This is a genomic window from Cellulomonas aerilata, assembly GCF_007991755.1.
In the GTDB taxonomy this organism is placed as follows: domain Bacteria; phylum Actinomycetota; class Actinomycetes; order Actinomycetales; family Cellulomonadaceae; genus Pengzhenrongella; species Pengzhenrongella aerilata.
Genome location: NZ_BJYY01000002.1, coordinates 231,434 through 248,539, shown reverse-complemented (window position 1 = coordinate 248,539; position 17,106 = coordinate 231,434). Strand labels below are relative to the sequence as shown.

Annotated in this window: 18 protein-coding genes; 10 read left to right on the top strand and 8 right to left on the bottom strand. The window is 75.2% G+C overall.

The window, feature by feature from the left end:
- Positions 1 to 51 precede the first annotated feature (51 nt).
- Positions 52 to 912: an aldo/keto reductase gene (locus CAE01nite_RS04330; RefSeq protein ID WP_146900464.1), complete on the top strand. Its 861-nt coding sequence runs from the start codon at positions 52 to 54 to the stop codon at positions 910 to 912.
- Entirely contained in the window at positions 912 to 1,844 is a 933-nt protein-coding gene (locus CAE01nite_RS04325; protein ID WP_146900462.1) for an aldo/keto reductase, read from the top strand. Before CAE01nite_RS04330 ends, CAE01nite_RS04325 begins: the two co-directional genes overlap by 1 nt.
- Before the next feature lie 63 nt (positions 1,845 to 1,907).
- Here CAE01nite_RS04325 and CAE01nite_RS04320 read toward each other — a convergent pair whose 3' ends face one another.
- Positions 1,908 to 2,531 (bottom strand): PadR family transcriptional regulator, encoded by a 624-nt coding sequence (locus CAE01nite_RS04320; RefSeq protein WP_146900459.1) that lies wholly within the window; start codon positions 2,529 to 2,531, stop codon positions 1,908 to 1,910.
- A gap of 233 nt (positions 2,532 to 2,764) precedes the next feature.
- On the opposite strand from CAE01nite_RS04320, the gene CAE01nite_RS04315 reads away from it, so the two are divergent.
- The 3 genes from CAE01nite_RS04315 (at position 2,765) to CAE01nite_RS04305 (ending at position 5,267) form a co-directional block, all read left to right on the top strand.
- The gene (locus CAE01nite_RS04315) at positions 2,765 to 3,463 is read left to right on the top strand and encodes a ThuA domain-containing protein (RefSeq protein ID WP_146900456.1); all 699 of its coding nucleotides are present in this window, start codon (positions 2,765 to 2,767) and stop codon (positions 3,461 to 3,463) included.
- On the top strand, positions 3,448 to 4,575 hold the full coding sequence (locus CAE01nite_RS04310; RefSeq protein WP_146900453.1) for a Gfo/Idh/MocA family protein: 1,128 nt from the start codon (positions 3,448 to 3,450) through the stop codon (positions 4,573 to 4,575). Before CAE01nite_RS04315 ends, CAE01nite_RS04310 begins: the two co-directional genes overlap by 16 nt.
- Positions 4,576 to 4,658: 83 nt before the next feature.
- Positions 4,659 to 5,267 carry a dihydrofolate reductase family protein gene (locus tag CAE01nite_RS04305; protein WP_146900450.1) on the top strand — a complete coding sequence of 203 codons (609 nt, stop codon included), beginning with the start codon at positions 4,659 to 4,661 and terminating at the stop codon, positions 5,265 to 5,267.
- 92 nt (positions 5,268 to 5,359) lie between these two features.
- On the opposite strand, the gene CAE01nite_RS04300 is transcribed toward CAE01nite_RS04305, so the two are convergent.
- The 5 genes from CAE01nite_RS04300 to CAE01nite_RS04280 form a co-directional block, all read right to left on the bottom strand.
- Positions 5,360 to 5,575 carry a hypothetical protein gene (locus CAE01nite_RS04300; RefSeq protein WP_146900447.1) on the bottom strand — a complete coding sequence of 72 codons (216 nt, stop codon included), beginning with the start codon at positions 5,573 to 5,575 and terminating at the stop codon, positions 5,360 to 5,362.
- A gap of 191 nt (positions 5,576 to 5,766) precedes the next feature.
- Positions 5,767 to 6,447 carry a nickel pincer cofactor biosynthesis protein LarB gene (gene larB, locus CAE01nite_RS04295; RefSeq protein ID WP_146900444.1) on the bottom strand — a complete coding sequence of 227 codons (681 nt, stop codon included), beginning with the start codon at positions 6,445 to 6,447 and terminating at the stop codon, positions 5,767 to 5,769.
- The gene (gene larE, locus CAE01nite_RS04290; RefSeq protein ID WP_146900441.1) at positions 6,444 to 7,358 is read right to left on the bottom strand and encodes an ATP-dependent sacrificial sulfur transferase LarE; all 915 of its coding nucleotides are present in this window, start codon (positions 7,356 to 7,358) and stop codon (positions 6,444 to 6,446) included. Before larE ends, larB begins: the two co-directional genes overlap by 4 nt.
- Positions 7,359 to 7,554: 196 nt before the next feature.
- A complete protein-coding gene (locus tag CAE01nite_RS04285; RefSeq protein ID WP_146900438.1) occupies positions 7,555 to 8,418 on the bottom strand; it encodes a VOC family protein in 864 nt (287 codons plus the stop codon).
- A gap of 1 nt (position 8,419) precedes the next feature.
- Positions 8,420 to 8,995 carry an NADPH-dependent F420 reductase gene (locus tag CAE01nite_RS04280; protein ID WP_146900436.1) on the bottom strand — a complete coding sequence of 192 codons (576 nt, stop codon included), beginning with the start codon at positions 8,993 to 8,995 and terminating at the stop codon, positions 8,420 to 8,422.
- A gap of 91 nt (positions 8,996 to 9,086) precedes the next feature.
- On the opposite strand from CAE01nite_RS04280, the gene CAE01nite_RS04275 reads away from it, so the two are divergent.
- From CAE01nite_RS04275 to CAE01nite_RS04260, 4 genes are all read left to right on the top strand, one after another.
- Positions 9,087 to 9,680: a MarR family winged helix-turn-helix transcriptional regulator gene (locus CAE01nite_RS04275; protein ID WP_146900433.1), complete on the top strand. Its 594-nt coding sequence runs from the start codon at positions 9,087 to 9,089 to the stop codon at positions 9,678 to 9,680.
- 42 nt (positions 9,681 to 9,722) lie between these two features.
- Positions 9,723 to 10,724 (top strand): glycoside hydrolase family 43 protein, encoded by a 1,002-nt coding sequence (locus CAE01nite_RS04270; RefSeq protein WP_146900430.1) that lies wholly within the window; start codon positions 9,723 to 9,725, stop codon positions 10,722 to 10,724.
- 142 nt (positions 10,725 to 10,866) lie between these two features.
- On the top strand, positions 10,867 to 11,592 hold the full coding sequence (locus CAE01nite_RS04265) for a calcium-binding protein (protein WP_146900428.1): 726 nt from the start codon (positions 10,867 to 10,869) through the stop codon (positions 11,590 to 11,592).
- Between the two features lie 205 nt (positions 11,593 to 11,797).
- Entirely contained in the window at positions 11,798 to 12,847 is a 1,050-nt protein-coding gene (locus tag CAE01nite_RS04260; protein ID WP_146900425.1) for a glucose 1-dehydrogenase, read from the top strand.
- An 88-nt stretch (positions 12,848 to 12,935) separates the two neighbouring features.
- On the opposite strand, the gene CAE01nite_RS04255 is transcribed toward CAE01nite_RS04260, so the two are convergent.
- The gene (locus CAE01nite_RS04255) at positions 12,936 to 14,330 is read right to left on the bottom strand and encodes a UTP--glucose-1-phosphate uridylyltransferase (protein ID WP_146900422.1); all 1,395 of its coding nucleotides are present in this window, start codon (positions 14,328 to 14,330) and stop codon (positions 12,936 to 12,938) included.
- A 204-nt stretch (positions 14,331 to 14,534) separates the two neighbouring features.
- Here CAE01nite_RS04255 and CAE01nite_RS04250 point away from each other — a divergent pair, with 204 nt between their 5' ends.
- A complete protein-coding gene (locus tag CAE01nite_RS04250; protein WP_146900419.1) occupies positions 14,535 to 15,812 on the top strand; it encodes an aminotransferase class I/II-fold pyridoxal phosphate-dependent enzyme in 1,278 nt (425 codons plus the stop codon).
- A gap of 34 nt (positions 15,813 to 15,846) precedes the next feature.
- On the opposite strand, the gene CAE01nite_RS04245 is transcribed toward CAE01nite_RS04250, so the two are convergent.
- Positions 15,847 to 16,986, bottom strand: a complete 1,140-nt coding sequence (locus CAE01nite_RS04245) for a winged helix DNA-binding domain-containing protein (RefSeq protein WP_146900416.1) — start codon at positions 16,984 to 16,986, stop codon at positions 15,847 to 15,849.
- Positions 16,987 to 17,106: the final 120 nt, after the last annotated feature.

Genomic DNA, 17,106 nt, shown 5'->3' with positions numbered 1-17,106 from the left:
GCCTGTCGGCCCACCTACTGTCGTGAGGACACCCACCAGCAGGAGGAAGCCGTGCAGCAGCGAAGCCTGGGCCACCGGACCGTGTCCGCGATCGGGCTCGGCGGGATGCCGATGTCCATCGAGGGGCGCCCCGACACCGAGCGGTCGGTCGCCACGATCCACGCCGCCCTCGAGGCGGGGGTCACGCTGATCGACACCGCGGACGCCTACCACCTGCACGCCGACGAGGTCGGCCACAACGAGGAGCTCATCGCCTCGGCGCTGCGCAGCTGGGGCGGCGACGTCTCCGACGTCCTGATCGCCACGAAGGGCGGGCACCTGCGCCCCGGTGACGGCTCGTGGACCAAGGACGGTCGCCCGGAGTACCTCAAGACGGCGGCCAAGGCGTCCGCGCAGCGGCTCGGCGTCGACGCCATCGGCCTGTACCAGTTCCACCGCCCCGACCCGGCGGTCCCCTACGCGGACTCCGTCGGAGCGGTCGCCGAGCTGCTCGACGAGGGCGTGATCCAGATGGCCGGCATCTCCAACGCCGACGTGGCGCAGATCGACGAGGCCCGGTCCGTCCTCGGCGGCCGCCTGGTGTCCGTGCAGAACCAGTTCTCCCCGGCGTTCCGCTCGAGCCTGGGCGAGCTGCAGCACTGCGCCGAGCTCGGGATCGCCTTCCTGCCGTGGTCGCCCTTGGGCGGCATCTCCAACGCGGGCGAGCTCGCCTCGCGCCACGCGGCGTTCCAGCAGGTCGCCGACGCGCACGGCGTCAGCGTCTACCAGGTCACGCTCGCGTGGGAGCTGGCGCTCGCGCCGGTCGTCCTGCCCATCCCCGGCGCCTCCCGCCCGACCAGCATCCAGGACTCGGCCCGGGCGGCGGACCTCGTCCTGTCCGCCGACGACGTCGCCGCCCTCTCGGCCGCCTGATGCGCTCCGTCGACCTCGCGGAGGGCATCTCCGCCTCGAACGTCGTCATGGGGCTCATGCGGATCGACGGCAAGAGCGACGACGAGGTCCGCACGCTCGTGCGGACCGGCCGCGACGCCGGGATCGACATGGTCGACCACGCCGACGTCTACGGCTCCACCCTGCACGGGTGCGAGCGCCGGTGGGCGGAGGCGATGCAGCTCAGCCCGTCGGAGCGCGACGCGTGGACCATCCAGACCAAGTGCGGGATCGTCCGGGACGGGCCCTACTTCGACTTCTCCTACGAGCACGTCGTGGAGTCGGTGGAGGGGTCGCTGGAGGCGCTGGGCACCGACCGCATCGACGTCCTGCTGCTGCACCGTCCGGACGCGCTCGTCGAGCCGGACGAGGTCGCCCGTGCGTTCGACGAGCTGGAGGCGGCCGGCAAGGTCCGAGCCTTCGGCGTGTCCAACCACACGCCGGCGCAGATCGAGCTGCTCAAGCGGTCGGTCCGTCAGCCCCTGGTCGCGAACCAGGTGCAGCTGTCGATCACCCATGCGCCGCTGGTGGCGCAGGGCGTCGCGGCGAACATGGTCGGCCTCGACCAGTCGGTCGTCCTCGACGGCGGCGGTCTGCTGGACTACTCGCGGCTCCACGACATCACGCTCCAGGCGTGGTCGCCGTTCCAGGCCGGCTTCTTCAACGGCACGTTCCTGGGGAACGAGTCCTACCCCGAGCTCAACGCGGTGATCGACCGGCTCGCCGCGCAGTACGACGTCCCGGCGATCGCGATCGCGACCGCGTGGATCACGCGGCACCCGGCGGGCATCCAGGTCGTCCTGGGCACGACGACGCCCGAGCGCGTCGCCGGCGCCGCCCTCGGCTCGGACCTCCCGCTGACCCGGGCCGAGTGGTACGAGCTGTTCCGGGCCGCCGGGTACCGGGTGCCCTGACCCTCAGCCCGCCGTCCGCCGCACCCGCCGGGGTGCGGCGGACCGGGCGGGGGGCGGCGGGGCTCACTCCCCCGACGCCGCGTCGTCGGCCAGCACGCGGTACAGGTCCCGCCGCGCGCGGTCCAGGACGTCGGACGCCGCCGCGTTCTGCGCGGGCGTGCCCACCTTGGCGACCTGGCCGACGGCCTCCATCAGGGCCCGGATCTGCCGCCGCAGGGCGAGCGCGGCGGTGTGGTCGCGCCCGGGCGTCGTCCACGGCTCGCCCAGCGCGCCGCGCTGCTCCTCGACGTACGCGGCGCCCTGCTCGGTGAGCGAGGCGACCCGGCGGCCCTCCACGCGCTCGATCGCCACGAGCCCCTCGTCCTCGAGCGCCTGCAGCGTCGGGTAGACCGATCCCGGGCTCGGCGTCCAGGCGCCCGAGCTGCGCTCGCCGATCTCCTGGATGAGCTCGTAGCCGTGTCGAGGCTGCTCGGCGAGCAGGAGCAGGACGGCGGCACGCACGTCGCCGCGCGCCCGCGGTCCTCCTCGCCCGCCGCGACGGCCGGGCCCGTAGCCGTGCGGGCCGCGTCGCGAGCCGAAGCCGGCGTCCGGTCCGGGTCCCTCGAAGCGGAACCTGCGGCCCTCGGGCCGCTCGTCGTGCGGCCGCTGGTGCGCGTGGCCGTGCTGGTGGTGGTCGTGGGTCCTCATCGGAGGGCTCCTCTCGTGTCGTGTTGTCGACGATATATCGTCAGCATGTCGCCGACAAGGGCGACCGGCTCCACGCGCCGGTCCCGGTGCGGCGGTCGTCGTCGCGGGAGACCCACCGCCACGCCGGGACGCCGACGGGCCGGTGTCGGACGCGTGCGGCATGCTGCGGTGGCGGTCCACGTGGGTGCGCCGCAGGCAGCGGCTCCGCTGCCCTCGTCGGAGAAGAGGTCACGGTGTCCACCAGGCAAGCGCTCGTCGTGCGGGGCGGCTGGGACGGGCACCAGCCCGTCGAGGCGACCGAGCTGTTCATCCCGCACCTGACCGCGAACGGGTTCGAGGTCCGGGTCGAGGAGTCCCCCGACGTCTACGCGGACGCCGCCACCATGGCCGGCGTCGACCTGGTCGTGCAGTGCATGACCATGACCACCATCGAGCGCGAGCCGCTCGCCGGGCTGGTCGCGGCCGTCGAGGCGGGGACCGGCCTCGCCGGGTGGCACGGCGGCATCGCCGACTCCTACCGGGCCAGCGCCGACTACCTCCAGCTCGTCGGCGGGCAGTTCGCGCATCACGCCGCTGCCGCGCCACCCGAGGGCCGCACGGGTGAGCAGTCGGACAACTACGTCCCGCACCGGGTCGAGATGACCCCGGCCGGCGCCGAGCACCCGATCACCGCGGGGGTCGGCGACTTCGAGCTGACCACGGAGCAGTACTGGGTGCTGACCGACGACTACAACGACGTCCTGGCGACCACCACGACGGCTGTGCGGCCCTGGGGCCCGTGGAACCGGCCGGTCACGTGCCCGGCGATCTGGACCCGCCAGTGGGGCCGCGGGCGGGTGTTCGTCAGCACGCCCGGGCACCGCGTCGAGGTCCTGACGGACCCGAACGTCCGGACGATCATCGAGAGGGGACTGCTGTGGGCGGCGCGTTGAGGGTCGGGATCGTCGGCGCGGGGAAGATCAGCGGGCAGTACAGCGAGTCGTTCTCCCGGCTGCCGCAGGTGCAGGTCACGGCCGTGGCCGACCTGGACACCGGACGCGCCGCGGCACTGGCCGCCGCGCACCCCGGGGCGCGGGCCACGTCGCTGGACGACCTGCTGGCCGCCGACGACGTCGACGTCGTCCTCAACCTCACCATCCCGGCCATCCACGCCGAGGTCGCCCTCGCCGCCGTCGCGGCCGGCAAGCACGTCTACGGGGAGAAGCCGCTGGCCGCCACGACCGAGGCCGCCCACGGGGTCGTCCGCGCGGCGCAGGACGCCGGCGTGCGTCTGGCGTGCGCGCCGGACACCGTGCTGGGCACCGGGGTGCAGACCGCGCGGGCCGCGGTGGACGCCGGCGCCATCGGCGTCCCGCACTCCGCGACGGCGTTCATGGTGACGCCCGGCCACGAGCGCTGGCACCACGACCCCGAGTTCTACTACCGCCCGGGCGGCGGGCCGCTGCTGGACATGGGCCCGTACTACCTGACCTCCCTGGTGCACCTGCTCGGACCGGTCCGGCGCGTCGTCGGCGCGTCGTCCCGACCCCGCACCACCCGGGAGATCGGCAGCGGCCCGCGCACCGGGACGTCGTTCGACGTCGAGATCGACACCCACATCACCGGGATCCTCGAGCACGAGAACGGTGCGCTCACCACGCTGGTCATGAGCTTCGACACCTGGGCGGCGGACCTGCCGCGCCTGGAGGTCTACGGGAGCACCGGGTCGCTGTCCCTGCCGGACCCCAACTACTTCGACGGCGACGTGCGGCTGTTCACGCGTGACGCCCCGGAGTGGGCCGTCCTGCCGGTGTCGGCCGGGTACGTCTCCTCCGGGCGCGGCTACGGCGTGGCCGACCTGGCCGTCGCCATGGAGGCCGGCCGGCCGCACCGCGCGAGCGCCGACGTCGCGCTGCACGTGCTGGACGTCATGGAGTCCGTGCAGGCCGCCGCCGACGGCGCCGTCTCGGTCACCGTGTCCACGACGTGCGAGCGTCCTGAACCGCTGACCGAGCCGGTCGACCTGGCCGTCGGAGATGCCGCGGGGACGAGCCCGGCGTCCTGACGCCGATGAGTCCGGCGGCCCACCCCCGTCCTATGGGCAGCGCGCCGGGGCCACCGGCGCATCACACGAAGGGCACCACCGACATGCGCAAGCTGATCGTCACCACGTTCGTCACCCTCGACGGCGTCATGCAGGCCCCCGGCGGCCCCGAGGAGGACACCAGCGGAGGCTTCACGCACGGCGGGTGGACGGTCCCGCACTTCGACGAGAAGGTCGGCGCCTTCATGGACGCCACGATGGGAGTGCCGTTCGACCTGGTGCTCGGCCGCCGGACGTACGACATCTTCGCCTCGTACTGGCCGAACGCCTCCGAGGAGGAGGGCGCTGCCCCCCTGAACGCGGCGACCAAGTACGTCGCCTCCCGCGGCACGCCGGACCTGTCGTGGGAGCGGTCGGTGCTGCTCGAGCCCGATGCGGTGACCGCGATCCGCGCCCTCAAGCAGGAAGAGGGACGCGAGCTGCAGGTCCACGGCAGCAGCGACCTCATCCAGACGCTGGTCACCACGGACCTCGTCGACGAGTACCGGGTGCTGGTCTTCCCCGTGCTGGTCGGCCGGGGCAAGCGGCTGTACGGCGACGGCACGGCGCCGCAGGGGCTGCGGCTCCTCGACAGCCAGGTGTCCGGCACCGGCGTCGTGATGTCCCGGTACGCCACGGAGGGTGAGGCGCGCACGGGGACGTTCGGCGGCTGACGCGCTCCTCCGCCACGGCACCCCCGGCGTCGCTGGTCGCGACGCCGGGGTGGGGCCCGCCAGGACCCGGTGGGACGCCCGAGGCGAGGCGCTCAGGCGGCCCAGGCGTCGAACGTCGCGACCGCGCCGACGGGATACGCCGGCCCGTACGCCGCAGGACCCGGGCCGCCGGTCGCGGTGCGCGGCGGGATCGGGCGGCCGTAGGGCGAACGCCGGGACTCCAGGACGTCCGCGCGGTGGATCGCCGTGCCGACGAAGACACCTCCGACCACGGACAGCACGAGCCAGCACGCCAGGAAGAGCAACATCGTCGTCACCTCGAGGTCGATGAGGCGGGCCACCCCGTTGCGCCCGCCAAGGTCTCCACCCTAGGGCCGCCACGTCAACCGGCCGTCAACCGCCACCCGCCGCACCGGTCGGACCCCCGCAGGCCTCCGTCGTCGTCCACCAGGGGACACCCGCTGGACGAGGCGGTCGCAAGGGGACGCCCGCGCGCCCGTCAGTCGACCGGCGCCGCGATCTGCGCCGCCAGGTGCCCGCCGCCGTAGCCGTTGTCGATGTTGACGACGGCGACCCCGGGCGCGCACGCGTTGAGCATGGTCAGCAGCGGCGCCAGCCCGCCGAACGCGGCGCCGTAGCCCACCGACGTCGGGACGGCGACCACGGGGGCCGCCACCAGTCCGGCGACGACCCCCGGCAGGGCGCCGTCCATGCCCGCGACGACGACGACCGCGCGCGCGGACCGCAGCAGCTCGAGCTGGCCGAGCACGCGGTGCAGGCCCGCCACACCGACGTCCACGACGAGCCGGGCGTCGCGGCCCAGGTGCTGCGCGGTGAGCAGCGCCTCGCGGGCGACCGGCAGGTCCGACGTCCCGGCGGCGGCGACGACGACCAGCCCACCGGTCGGCGGCGGCGGCTCCCCCGGCCACGCGACCAACCGGGCGCCGGCGTCCGCGAGCGACCCGGGCAGCTCGGCGACCAGGGCGTCCAGCTGCTCGGGGCGCACGCGCGTGAAGAGCGTGCGCGCGTCGCGGTCGCGGACCTCGCGGGCGATCGCGACGACCTGCTCGACGGTCTTGCCCTCGCACAGGACCGCCTCGGGGAAGCCGCGCCGGACGGCCCGGTCGTGGTCGAGGCGGAAGTCGGTCAGCGCGGCGGGCGGCACCCAGGGCTCGCTCACGTCGGCGAGCCCGCGGCCGGCACGCTGACGAGCGGCAGCGTGAACGCGCCGGACTGCACGCCCGCCAGGTCGAGGGCGACGAAGCGGAAGCCGGCCGACCGCACCGCACGCACGACGTCGTCGCGCAGCGGCTCGGTCACCACGCGCACGAGGTCCGCGGCGGGGACCTCCAGGCGGGCGACGTCGCCGTGGTGCCGGACGCGCAGGTCCCCGAGCCCCAGCCGCCGCAGGCCGGACTCGGCGGTCTCGACCTGGCCGAGCTTCTCGGGGGTGACCTCCTCGAAGTGCGGGATGCGCGAGGCCAGGCACGGGGCGGCGGGCTTGTCGGCGCACGGCAGCGCGAGCGCGCGGGCCACCCGGCGCACGGCGGCCTTGTCCAACCCGGCGTCGGCGAGCGGCCGCAGCACCCGGTGCTCGGTCGCCGCGCGGGACCCGGGACGGTCCGGACGCCGGGCGTCGTCGGCGTTCTCGCCGTAGGCCACGGCGACCAGACCGTGCGCGTCGACGACCTCCTGGCCGATGCGGACGAACAGCTCCTGCTTGCAGAAGAAGCAGCGGTCCGGACCGTTGCGCCGGTACGCCGGGTCGTCCCCCTCGTGCGTGGTCACCTCCACGACCGGGACGCCGATGTGGGCGGCGACGTCGTGCGCGGCGGTCCGCTCGTCGTGGGCGAGGCTCGGTGAGACGCCGAGGACGGCCACGACCCGGGAGACGCCCAGGGCGTGCACGGCCAGGGCCGCGAGCGCCGAGGAGTCGACCCCGCCGGAGAAGGCGACCCCGAGCCGGCCGGACGGGACGGCGCGGCGCAGCCCCTCGGCCAGGGCGTCGACGGCGGCGCGGTCGGCGTCCGGCAGGGTCTGCAGCCAGACGGCGTCCGACGTGCCGGCCGCCGTCGCGGCGTGCGTGCTCATGCGTGTGTCCCCGTCCGCTCGTGGGGCAGGAGCGCCCCGGCGGTCCGCGGCGGACGCCCGGACCCGGGGTCCATCCTCACCCCTGCCGCCGCGGGGGGCCGCCACCCGCCGGGCCAGGGCGCGGCGGGTGTCGGCGTCGGGCCTGTCGGCGTCACGCCTGTCGGCGCCAGGCCTGTCGGCGTGGGACCTGCCGGCGTCAGGCGGCGTCGGCCACCGACAGGGCCACGGCGTTGCGCCACGGGTCGAGCGTGCGGACCGTGCGGCCGTCGTCGGCGTGGTCGACGCCGTGGTGCCGCAGGCGGGCGACCACCGCGTCCAGCTCCTCGCGGTCCGGCACCGTGATCGCCACCTCGCCGAGCCCGAGCGAGGAGGCACGCGGTCCTGCGCCGCGGCTGTTCCAGATGTTCATCGCGAGGTGGTGGTGGTAGCCGCCGGCGCTGACGAACAGCGCCCCGGTGTAGTTGAACGTCGTCTCGAAGCCCAGCGCGTCCACGTAGAACGCACGGGCGCCGTCGAGGTCGCCCACCTGCAGGTGCACGTGCCCGACGCCGGCCCGGGCTCCGGTCATGGCGTCGACCGCGTGCTCGGTCAGGTGCTCGCGCAGGTAGTCGTTCGGGTCCAGGGCGAGCGACGGCATCGGAATCTCGCCGTTGTGCCGCGGCCACAGGGAGCGGTCCCGGTCGGCGTACAGCTCGATGCCGTTGCCCTCGGGGTCGGTGAAGTAGAACGCCTCGCTGACCAGGTGGTCCGCGCTGCCGACGAAGTGCGAGCGGGGGTGCCGCGCCGCGGTCAGCACGGCCGCGGCCAGGTCGGCCTGGGTGGCGAACAGGACCGCCGTGTGGAACAGGCCGGCCTGGTCGCGGGCCGGTCGGGGCAGGCCGGGGGTGTGCCGCAGCACGAGCACCGGGGTGGCCCCACGGCCCAGGACGGTCACGCCGTCACCCTCGCTCAGGGTGGTCAGGCCCAGGGCCTGGCGGTAGTAGGCGGCCAGGCCGGCCAGGTCCTCGACGTGCAGGGTGACGGCGTCCATCGCCGTCGCGGCGGACAGGATCTCGGGCATGTCAGGCGACGACCCCGAAGCCGCCGGTCCAGGGCAGCTTCCCCCCGACGGCGAGCGTGAGCTGAAGGAAGCCCAGGGCCTCGAGCTCGCGGGCCCGGGACAGCGCGCCCGCGTCGACGGCCTTCAGGCCTCCGGCCTCGACGACGCCCGCGAGGAGCGCCTTGGCGTCGGCGTCGTCCCCGGCGATGAGGACGGTCGTGGGCAGCGAGCCGATCGTGCGGCCGGCCAGCGTCGCGGCGAAGGTGGTGTTGAACGCCTTGAGCACGTGGGACTGCGGCAGCGCGGCGGCGAGGGCGGCCGCCGCCGAGCTGTCGGCGGGCACGACGAGCGAGTCGAACGTCTCGAAGTCCAGCGGGTTGGTGATGTCGACGACGACCTTGCCGGCGAGGCCGTCGCCGTGGTCCGCGAGCACCTGCGCGAGCGCCGGGTACGGCACCGCCAGGACGACGACGTCCCCGCTCGGCGTGGTGCCGGCGTCGGCGCGACCCAGCGTCTCGACGGTGCTCCCCCCGGACGTCACGACGTCCGCGATGGCCTGGCCCATGGTGCCGGTCCCGATGATGCTGACGTGCGTCATGACGGTCCTCCGTGGCAGAAGTAGTTGAGACGACAACCATCACGCTAGCGGGTGATAGTTGTATCGTCAACTATCCGCTAGGATCGACGACGTGGGCACACGGTGGCTGGACGACGACGAGCGGGACGCCTGGGTGCGGTTCATCGCCGTCGTCGAGCGCCTGCCCGGCGTCCTGGACTCCCAGCTGCGACGGGACGCCGGCCTCACGCACTACGAGTACTTCGTCCTGGCCATGCTGTCCGAGGCGCCGGACCGGACGCTGCGGATGACGGCGCTCGCGGCGCGCACGAACGCCACGCTCCCCCGGCTCTCGCACGTCGTCAGCCGGATGGAGGAGCGGGACCTGGTGCGGCGCAGCCCGTGCCTGCAGGACCGCCGGGCCTTCAACGTCACGCTGACCGACACCGGATGGGCCACGCTCGTCGACGCCGCGCCGGGGCACGTGGCCACGGTCCGCGAGCACGTCATCGACCCGCTGTCCCCCGCCCAGGTGCGCGAGCTCGCCGGGATCGCGGACGCCATGCTGCGCCGGCTGGACCCGCAGGGGTCGGCCACGCCGCCTGCCCGTGCCCCGCGCACCGGGGAGCCGGACGGCGCCGGGGAGCCGGACGGCACCGGGGAGCCGGACGGCGCCGGCAGCACGGGCAGCACGGCCGCGACGGGCAGCGCTCCCGGCGGTCGGTAGCCTCGGGCGGTCACCCTCGCCCAGCAGAGCCGGAGCCGTCCCATGTCGCCAGACGCCCAGACCACGCCGCCCGTCGCACCCGGGACCGCGCGCGTCCTGGCGACCCACCTCTACACGGCGGACCCGTCCGCGCGCGTCTTCGACGGGACCCTGTACGTGTACCCGTCGCACGACATCGACGCCGGCGTCCCCGAGGACGACACCGGCGAGCACTTCGCGATGGAGGACTACCACGTCCTGTCCCTGACGGACCCGGACGGGCCGGTCACCGACCACGGTCCGGTGCTCCACGTGCGCGACGTCCCGTGGGCCGACCGCCAGATGTGGGCGCCCGACGCCGCACGCTCGGGCGACCGGTACGTCCTGTACTTCCCCGCCAAGACCGCCGAGGGCCTGTTCCGGATCGGCGCGGCCGTCGCGGACAGCCCGGTCGGGCCCTTCACCCCCGAGCCGGAGCCGATCGCGGGCGCCTACTCCATCGACCCCGCCGTGCTGGCCGACGACGACGGCGCGCACTACCTCTACTTCGGCGGCATCTGGGGCGGCCAGCTGCAGAAGTACCGCGACGACGTCTTCGGCGAGGCGCACGACGAGCCGGCGCCCGACCAGCCGGCGCTCGGACCGCGCGTGGCCCGGCTCGGCGCGGACCTGACCAGCCTCGCGGAGCCGAGCCGCGAGGTCGTCATCCTGGACGAGGACGGCGTGCCGCTGCGCGCGGGCGACCACGACCGGCGCTTCTTCGAGGGCGCCTGGGTGCACCGGCACGCCGGTCGGTACCACCTGTCCTGGTCCACCGGCGACACCCACCTGATCTGCTACGCGACCGGCGACAGCCCCTACGGGCCGTTCACCTACGCCGGGGTGGTGCTCACGCCGGTCCCCGGCTGGACGACGCAGCACTCGATCGTCGAGTTCGGGGGCCGGTGGCTGCTGTTCTTCCACGACGCGTCCCGGTCCGGCGGCCGGACGCACCTGCGCACGGTCAAGGTGACCGAGCTCGAGCACGACGACCAGGGGCGCATCCGCACCGTGACGCCCGGCTAGTCCTGCTGGTCGGACCGGCTGGTCGCCCCCGCAGACCCCGTCGCCACTCCCCGCCGCCGCAGTCCCCCGTCGCCCTTGTGGCGCCGGAGCCGCCCCTCCTACCGTTTCTTGGGGGGGCACTCTTCGAGCAGGGAGGACTCTCGTGAAGAGACGAGTGGGAGCGACGGTGCTGGCACTCATGGCGGCCTCGGTCCTCGCCGGACCGGTCGGCGCCGCCGCGGCGGTCGACGTCCCGGAGGACTGCGCCGTACCGCCGGAGATCGACCTGACGCAGTTCAACGTCGTCATCGGCAGCGAGCGGTCGGAGGTCCTGCACGGCACCGCCGGGCCGGACTTCATCTGCGGCCTGCTGGGCGACGACGTCGTCTTCGCCGGCGCCGGGGACGACCTCGTGCTCGGCGACACGTCGACGTTCTTCGGCGACGTGGGCGCGGCCGGCGGGCGCGACACCGTCTTCGCCGGCGCGGGCAGCGACACCGTCCTGCCCGGACCGGGTGACGACACGGTCTTCGGCCAGGCCGGTGACGACTTCCTCGCCCTGGCGGTGGGGAACGACGTCGGGCACGGCGGCCCGGGCGCCGACGGGATCAACGGCGGGTTCGGCCGTGACGTCGTCGCCGGTGACGCGGGCAACGACGAGCTCGTCGGGGGGTCCGACGACGACGTCGTCGACGGCGGCGCCGGGGACGACGTGCTCCTGGGTGAGCTGCCGCCCGGGAGCCAGCCGCCCCGCGACGTCCCCGTCCCCGCCCCGGCCACCCGTGACGTCTGCCTGGGCGGCCCGGGTACGGACGCGGCGCTCGACTGCGACACGGAGGTTGGCGTGGAGGGCGAGTTCGTGCCCCCGCCGCCGGAGGACGAGGGCTGACGGCACGTCCGCGGCAGCGCACGACCCGGGCGGGGCACCGGTCCACGAGCCGGTGCCCCGCCCGTGCGCCCGGGCTGCGCCGTCGCCCGAGGCGCGCCCGCCTCGGCCCGGGGCCGGCGCGCGGTTGCCGGGGAGCCGTGCCGGGGCGAGGGTGCGGGGGTGGCCGACGCACCGGCCGGCCGACCCGCACCCACCTGGAGACCGCATGCAGGCACTGACCGTCCGACCCGGCTCCGCGGGGTCCCTCGAGGTGCGGGACGTCGCCGACCCGGGCCCGGAGTACGGCGACCTGCTCGTCCAGGGCCTCGCCCTGGGGGTGTGCGGCACCGACCGCGAGATCGCCGACGGCGAGTTCGGGGCCGCACCACCCGGAGAGGACCACCTGGTGCTGGGGCACGAGTCGCTGGGGCGCGTGCTGGAGGCGCCGGAGGGCAGCGAGTTCTCCCCCGGCGACCTGGTGGCCGGTGTGGTGCGCCGTCCGGACCCCGAGCCGTGCGGCGCGTGCGCGCGCGGGCAGTTCGACATGTGCCGCAACGGCCGGTACACCGAGCGCGGCATCAAGGAGCTGCACGGGTACGGCAGCCGGCTGTGGCGGGTCGAGAGCGACTACGCGATCCGGCTCGACCCGTCGCTGGAGCAGGCCGGCGTCCTGATGGAGCCCACCAGCGTGGTCGCCAAGGCCTGGGACCAGATCGAGAAGGTCGGCAACCGATCGTGGTTCGACCCGCAGCGGGTGCTCATCACGGGCGCCGGACCGATCGGCCTGCTCGCCGCGATGCTGGGCGTCCAGCGCGGGATCGAGGTGCACGTGCTCGACCTCGCCACCGAGGGCGTCAAGCCGGACCTCGTCCGCGCCCTGGGCGGGGAGTACCACAGCGACCCGGTCGCGGACGTGCTCGAGCGGCTCAAGCCGGACATCGTCATCGAGGCGACCGGCGCCGCCCAGGTCGTGGTCCCCACCCTGGGCGGCACGTCGGCGTACGGCATCACCTGCCTGACCGGGGTCTCCGCGTCCGGGCGGCGCACGCCGGTCGACGCCGGCGCGCTCAACCGCGGGATCGTGCTGGAGAACGACGTGGTGATCGGGTCGGTCAACGCGAACTTCGAGCACTACCGGGCCGCGGCCGACGGGCTGGCGGCGGCGGACCTGGAGTGGCTGCACCGCCTCATCACCCGGACCGTCCCGCTCGAGCGCGCCGCGGAAGCGTTCGACCTCCACGACGACGACGTCAAGGTGGTCCTCGACCTCACGTGAGGTGACCGGAACGGCCGCTGCCCGGTGCGGGTGCACGGGCAGCGGCCGTGGCCGGTCCTGCGCCGGTCCGGTCCTGCGCCGGCCCGCGTCAGCCCGCGCTGACCCCGCTCGCGTCGACGACGGCGCCGTCGGGCACCTGCGACGGCGTGCCGGCGTCGGCGAGCTCGGCCTCGCCGCGCACGACGACGTCCCGGCCGAAGGTCCAGTCGCCGCGCACGCGCAGCGCCGTCGCCCCGGTGAGGTGCGGCGGGTTCGGGATCCGCTGGTCGAAGGCGTCGATCGTCGCGTAGTGGGCCGGGTCCAGGTCGACGAAGGGCTCGGCGACGACGGCGACGAGGCGGTGGCCCTCGGCCGACCGGTACACGTCCGAGCGCAGGACCAGCAGGTCGTTGGTGGTCTTCACCGGGACGAACCGCGAGCGGTCCACCTCGATGGCGACGGCTCCCTCGAACACCTCGATCGCGGCGCCCATCGCCGACTCGATCTGGATGACCTTCGTCGACGTCTTGTCGGTCGGGTCGACCGTCTTCTCGTTGCGGATCAGCGGCAGCTCCAGGACGCCGCCGGTGCGCTCCATCTCGGTCATGAGCGCCTGCAGGTCCAGCCACAGGTTGTTCGTCGTGACGAACGGGTGGACGGCGCCGTCGGTCGCCACGGCCTTGTCCTGCGGCAGCGTCTGCGCCGTCTCGCGCAGGATGGTGCGCCCGTCGGACGTCCGGCGCACGAGCTGCCCGCCCTTGCGGTCCGCCGGCGTGCGGCGCACGACCTCGGCCGCGAAGGGTGCACCGGTGGCGGCGAACCAGCCGGCGATGCGGGCGTCGGGCGTGGCCCCGAGGTTGTCGGAGTTGGAGACCATCGCGTAGCGGAAGCCCGCGTCGAGCAGCGTCCGCAGGGTCCCGGAGCCGTACAGCGCGGGGTAGAAGTCGCCGTGCCCCGGCGGGCACCACTCCAGGCCCGGGTCGGCCGGCCACTCGACCGGGGTGAGGTCGTCGGCCCGCAGCTTGGGCTCGCGGTTCTGCAGGAAGTCCAGCGGGACGCCGTCGACCGGCAGGTCGGGGTACTCCGCGAGCGCGGCGAGGGTGTCCGTGCGGGTGCGGAAGCTGTCCATGAGCACGAGCGGGAGCCGCGCGCCGGACTCGTCACGGGCGGCGAGCACCTGGCGGGCGATGACGTCGAGGAACGTGTCCTCGCCGCGGACCCGCAGCAGCGACTTCGCCTGGTCCAGGCCCATCGACGTCCCCAGACCGCCGTTGAGCTTGATCACGACCGTCTGCGCGAGCGCGGCGTGGCCCGCCGCCACGTCGACGTCGAGGTCGGCCAGCACCGGCAGGTCCTGCACGGGCGTCACGTCCGCCTCGGCGACGACGCCGGTCGCCCCGCTCTCCAGCAGGCCGTAGAACCGCTCGAACGCGGCGATCGCGGCCGGCGGGACGTCGGCCTGCTCCATCTTGGTCCGGGCGCGGGTCAGTCCCTCGGTTGTCATGGCGCCGATGGTAGGTGGCGGGGATGACGAGCACCCGGGGAGTCCGCGGTGCCGCGACCGCGCCGGCGGCAGCCGGCGGCCGCGCGCCGGCGGCAGCGCGACGGCGACCTCCACGCCTACCCTCGGGTCGACACCGACCATCCCGCACCGCCGCACACGCCGGGCACGCCGGCCCGTCGGTGGCACGCCGTAGGAGGCCCGCCCATGCCCGACCCCGGGGACGTCCCCACTCCGGACGCTGCTGCGCCGGATCTCCCGTGGCGCCGCGTCGCGCGCGCCTCCGGGCTGCTGGGCGCCGACGGGCTCGTCCGGTCGACCGTCTTCGCGGAGATGTCGGCGCTCGCGCTGAGCACGGGCGCGCTCAACCTCGGGCAGGGCTTCCCGGACGAGGACGGGCCCGAGCACCTGCGGCGGCTCGCCGCCGACGCCGTCCTGGCCGCGGGGGACGCACCGGCAGGCCTCAACCAGTACCCGCCCGGGCCGGGGCTGATCTCCCTGCGCCGGGCCGTGGCCGCCCACCAGCACCGGCACTACGGCCTGCGGGTCGACCCGGAGACCGAAATCCTGGTCACCGCCGGCGCCACCGAGGCGCTCGCGGCGACCCTGCTCGCGCTCGTGACGCCGGGGGACGAGGTCGTCACCCTCGAGCCGTACTACGACGCGTACGCCGCGGTCATCGGGCTGGCCGGCGGCGTCCACCGCACCGTCCCGCTGCGCCCCGGCCCGGACGGCTTCCGGCTGGACCGCGCCGACGTGGAGGCCGCGTTCACCGAGCGCACCCGGCTCGTGCTGCTCAACACCCCGCACAACCCGACCGGCACGGTGCTCACGCGCACCGAGCTGGGCTGGATCGCGGCGGCGGCGACCGCCCGCGACGCCGTCGTGGTGACCGACGAGGTCTACGAGCACCTCACCTACGACGGCGCGGAGCACGTCCCGCTCGCGACGCTGCCCGGCATGGCGGAGCGGACGCTGACGGTCTCCTCGGCGGGCAAGAGCCTGTCCATGACCGGCTGGAAGGTCGGCTGGGTGCACGGCCCGGCCGAGCTCGTGACAGCGGTGCGGACCGTCAAGCAGTTCCTCACCTACGTCGCGAGCGGCCCCTTCCAGCACGCCGTCGCGCACGCGCTGGTCGACGGCGACGGGCGCACCGGTGCCTACCTGGCGGACCTGCGGGCGTCGCTGACCCGCCGGCGCGACCTGCTCGCCGAGGGCCTCGTGCAGGCGGGCCTGCGACCGGTCCCGGCGCGGGGCACGTACTTCGTCGTCGCCGATGCCGCGCCGGCCGGGCACGAGGACGCCACCGAGCTGTGCCGACGGCTGCCGGAGCTGGCGGGGGTGGTGGCGATCCCCGTGACGGCGTTCTGCCGGCCCGGTGGCGCGACGGCCGACGCCCTGCGCTCGTACGTGCGCTTCACGTTCGTCAAGAGCGAGGCGACGGTGACCGAGGCGGTCCGCCGGCTGGCGGCCTCCGGCTCCTGACCGCCCGCCGGGCCGGCCCTCGCGCGGTTCGGGCTCAGCCCGTCAGGACCCGGGTCGCGGCCGCCGGCAGGTCTGCCCACCAGCGGTCGTAGCGCCGGTACGCGCGCGGCTCGCGCGCGGCCAGCAGCGGCACCAGGGCGCGCGCCTCCGCCGCGAGCCCGGCCCAGGCGTCGTCGGGCAAGGGGTGGAAGGCGGCCGCCTCGACGCCCCCGTCGACCGGCCGCCACACCCCGGCGACGCGGCCGTCCACGAGCAGGGTCGGCAGGACGTCGCCGTTGGACCGCGTCACCAGGCGCCGGTAGGGCTCGGGCACCACGCGGCCGGAGCCTGCGTACGCGAGCAGCACGCTGTCCCACATCGCCATCAGCCGCGGCGGCGCGGGCGTGTCCTCGTCGGGCAGCGGACCGCCGGGGACGTCGTACAGCGTCGTCCCGTCCGGTGCCCGGAGCTCCACCAGCTCGCCGGACATCGCCGCGAGCGCCGCCCGCAGCCCCGTCCGCGGCAGCAGCGTGAAGCGGGCGACGTCGGCGGCGGACGCCGGCCCGAAGCCCTCGAGGTAGCGACGGACCAGCGTGGGCAGGGCGGCCTCCGGCGTGCCGGGGGCGTCGGGGGCCCGGGGCGTGCCCGCCGCCAGGTACGACGGGCGCGGGCCGAACGACCACGGACCCCCGGTCGGGGCGTGCCGCAGCGGCGCGAAGCACCGCAGCGCCCACCACGCCGCCTCGCCGTCGCCGTTAACGTGCCTGCCCACCCAGGCGCGCAGCTCGGGGTTGGTGCGGGGCTCGCGGGCGAACCGCGCGACCCCGGGGACGAGCGCCTCCACCTCGGCGGGGTCCAGGCCACCCGCGCGGAACCGCGCCGCCACGAGGCGGGAGCCGCGCAGGGTGGGCTGCATCGCGGTGTGCAGCATGTTGTGGTCCTCGGCGTGCACCGCGTGCAGCGTGATCCGCATGAGGGACGCCTTGACCACCAGGGCGTCGGCGAACGCCCGGTCGAGCTGGGCGGGGTCGAACGGCTCGACCCGGTTCCACAGCGCCACGTACGGGGACGCCGGGTGCTGCGCCTGGATCGCCACCACCCGGCGGACCGCCTCGGCGACGTCCAGCGGCTCCCGGCGCAGCAGCAGCTGGCGGGCGAGGGTGGCGCGGTTGAGCCCGCCGGCGGTGAGGCGCACGCGCGCATTGTGCCGCCCCTCGGAAAGGCGTTGCTCCTCTGCGGCGACGCGGGCCAAGGTCGGAGCGACGACCCAGCCACGGGACGCGGTCGCGAGCGACGACTTCCGGCGGTCCCGCCG